The organism is Variovorax sp. 01T439_2 (genome assembly GCF_056398445.1).
Genome location: NZ_JBFTPJ010000824.1, coordinates 1 through 2,700, shown reverse-complemented (window position 1 = coordinate 2,700; position 2,700 = coordinate 1). Strand labels below are relative to the sequence as shown.

Below are 2,700 nucleotides of genomic sequence, written 5' to 3'. Positions count from 1 at the left end.
AGGCGGAACTGGTCGAGGTAGTAGCGCGAGAACAGGTCGGGCCGCGTCAGCGTGGTCTCGTAGCGGCCCGGTCCGGCGACGAAGCCGTAGCTCAGCCCCGCGTTGGCCGGCGGCGTGTGGCGCGAGACGGTGTGCGTGTGCACCCGCACGAACGGGTAGCAGGCCCGCACCCGGCCCGGCAGCGCCTCCCCGGCCACGAAGCGCAGCATCGATTCGCGCAGGTGCGCGAGGCCCCCTTGGTAGATGGACTTGACCTGTTCGAGTGCGGCGGCGGCGTCGTTGAAGCGGGCGGGAGCGACGAAAGTGGGCATGTAGGGCATGACGGCATTGTGCAATGCCAATGCGGCGCCGGCATGCCCGCCCGCTGCGGCGCGGCGGCCGAACGGCTAACCTCGAAGCCTCCTGCAGACAACCAAGGAATCGAATCGATGAAAGTCGCAGTCATGGGCGCCGGCGCAGTCGGCTGCTACTACGGCGCCATGCTGGCGCGCGCGGGCCACGAGGTGGTGCTGATCGGCCGGCCTTGGCACGTGGAGGCCGTGCGCGCCCACGGGCTGCGGCTGGAGACGAAGACCTTCGACGAGCAGGTGCCGCTCGGCGCAAGCACCGAGCCGAATGCGGTGCAGGGCGCCCAGCTTGTGCTGTTCTGCGTGAAGTCCACCGACACCGAATCGGCCGCGGCGCAGATCGGGCCGCATCTGTCGCGCGATGCGCTGGTGCTCACGCTGCAGAACGGCGTCGACAACGACGAGCGCGTGCGCGCGGCGCTGCCGTCCAGCGAGGTGGCCGCCGCCGTGGTCTATGTCGCCACCGAGATGGCCGGCCCGGGCCACGTGAAGCACCACGGCCGCGGCGAGCTGGTGATCGCGCCTTCGCGCCACAGCGAGCAGGCGGCGCAGCAGCTGGTGGCCGCCGGCGTGCCCACGCATATTTCGGGCAACGTGCGCGGCTCGCTCTGGGCCAAGCTGGTGCTGAACTGCGCCTACAACGCGCTGTCGGCCGTGTCGCAACTGCCCTACGGCGAGCTCGTGAAGGCCACGGGCGTGGCCGAGGTGATCCGCGACGTGGTCGCCGAATGCCTGGCCGTGGCCAGGGCCGAGGGCGTCGAGATTCCAGGCGATACCGATGCGGCCGTCCGCGGCATCGCGCAGTCGATGCCCTCGCAGTATTCATCGACCGCGCAGGACCTCGCACGCGGCAAGCCCAGCGAGATCGACCACCTCAACGGCTTCGTCGTGCGCCGCGGCGAGGCGCTGGGCGTGCCCACGCCCGCCAACCGCGTGCTGTTCGTGATGGTGAAGCTGCTCGAGGGCAAGCAGCGCTAGCCTGGCATGGGTTCGCGCATAGTCACGAACTCTTCGGCCGCCGTCGGGTGGATGCCGATGGTGCTGTCGAACAGCGCCTTGGTCGCGCCCGCGCGCATCGCCACGGCAAAGCCCTGCACCACCTCGCCCGCATCGGCGCCCACCATGTGCAGGCCCACCACGCGGTCGCTGGCCTTGTCGACCACCAGCTTCATGAAGGTGCGCTCGGTGCGGCCCGACAGCGTGTGGCGCAGCGACTTGAATTCGCTCGAGAACACCGCCACGTCGCCGAACTTCGCGCGCGCGTCGAGCTCGGTGTAGCCGCAGGTGCCGATGTTGGGGTGCGTGAACACGGCTGTCGGAATGAACTCGTAGTCGAGCCGGCGCCGGCCCTTGCCGAACAGTTCGTCGACCACCACCATCGCCTCGGCCAGCGCCACCGGCGTGAGCTGCACGCGCGTGGACACGTCGCCCACCGCATGGATCGACGGCACCGAGCTGCGGTAGTGCGCATCGACCGCGATGGCGCCGCGCTCGTCGAGCTTCACGCCCGCCGCGTCCAGGCCGAGACCCTGGGTGTTGGGCACGCGGCCGGTTGCAAAGAGCACCGTGTCGGCTTCGATCTGCTGGCCGCGCGCGAGCGTGACCGTGAGCCCGTGCGCCCCGCGCGTGATCGAGGTGGCCTCGCAGTTCAGCCGCACGTCGACGCCCGCCTTGCCCATCTCRTTGGCCAGGAACTGCCGCACGTCGTCGTCGAAGCCGGTGAGCAGGTGCGCGCGGCGGTGCAGCTGCGTCACCTGGGCGCCCAGGCCGTTGAAGATCGATGCGAACTCGCAGGCGATGTAGCCGCCGCCCACCACCAGCAGGCGCTTGGGGAACGGGTCGAGGTCGAACATCGCATCGGAACTGGCGATGTGCTCGCGGCCCGGAAAGTCGGGCACGTAGGGCGTGCCGCCGGTGGCCACCAGCAGATGGCGCGCGGTGTGGCGCTTGCCGTCGACCTCGACCGTGTGGCCGTCGAGCAGCTGCGCCCAGCCGGTGACCAGCACCACGCCGGAATTCTTCAGCAGCGAGGCATAGACGCCGTTGRGCCGCTTGATTTCCTTCGCGCGCTGCGCCTTGAGATGCGCCCAGTCGAACTGCGGCGCCTGCGGCAGCTGCCAGCCGTAGCCCGCGGCTTCCTCGAAGGATTCGGCATAGCCGGCCGCGTAGCTGTAGAGCTTCTTCGGAATGCAGCCCACGTTGACGCAGGTGCCGCCAAGGTCGGCCGCCTCGGCCAGGCCCACGCGCACCCCCTGCTGGGCCGCCATGCGCGCGGCGCGCACGCCGCCGCTGCCGCCGCCGATGACGAAAAGATCGAAGTCGAATGTGGGCATGAAAAGACGCTCCTTGGCGG

2 protein-coding genes and 1 pseudogene are annotated in these 2,700 nt (G+C 69.9%); 1 reads left to right on the top strand and 2 read right to left on the bottom strand.

Translation table 11 applies throughout. From position 1 onward, the window contains the following. Window positions 1–320 (bottom strand): annotated as a pseudogene (locus AC1DOC_RS28365) (AMP nucleosidase); the annotation flags it as partial. A 108-nt stretch (window positions 321–428) separates the two neighbouring features. Here AC1DOC_RS28365 and AC1DOC_RS28360 point away from each other — a divergent pair. Beyond that, on the top strand, window positions 429–1,325 hold the full coding sequence (locus AC1DOC_RS28360; protein ID WP_369663706.1) for a ketopantoate reductase family protein: 897 nt from the start codon (window positions 429–431) through the stop codon (window positions 1,323–1,325). On the opposite strand, the gene gorA is transcribed toward AC1DOC_RS28360, so the two are convergent. Continuing rightward, window positions 1,322–2,680, bottom strand: a complete 1,359-nt coding sequence (gene gorA, locus AC1DOC_RS28355; RefSeq protein ID WP_478130987.1) for a glutathione-disulfide reductase — start codon at window positions 2,678–2,680, stop codon at window positions 1,322–1,324. The two genes, AC1DOC_RS28360 and gorA, sit on opposite strands and share 4 nt — an antisense overlap. Window positions 2,681–2,700: the final 20 nt, after the last annotated feature.

Coding starts and splice junctions, on each gene's coding strand:
- AC1DOC_RS28360 (WP_369663706.1), top strand. CDS start 429: ATGAAAGTCGCAGTCATGGGCGCCGGCGCAGTCGGCTGCTACTACGGC.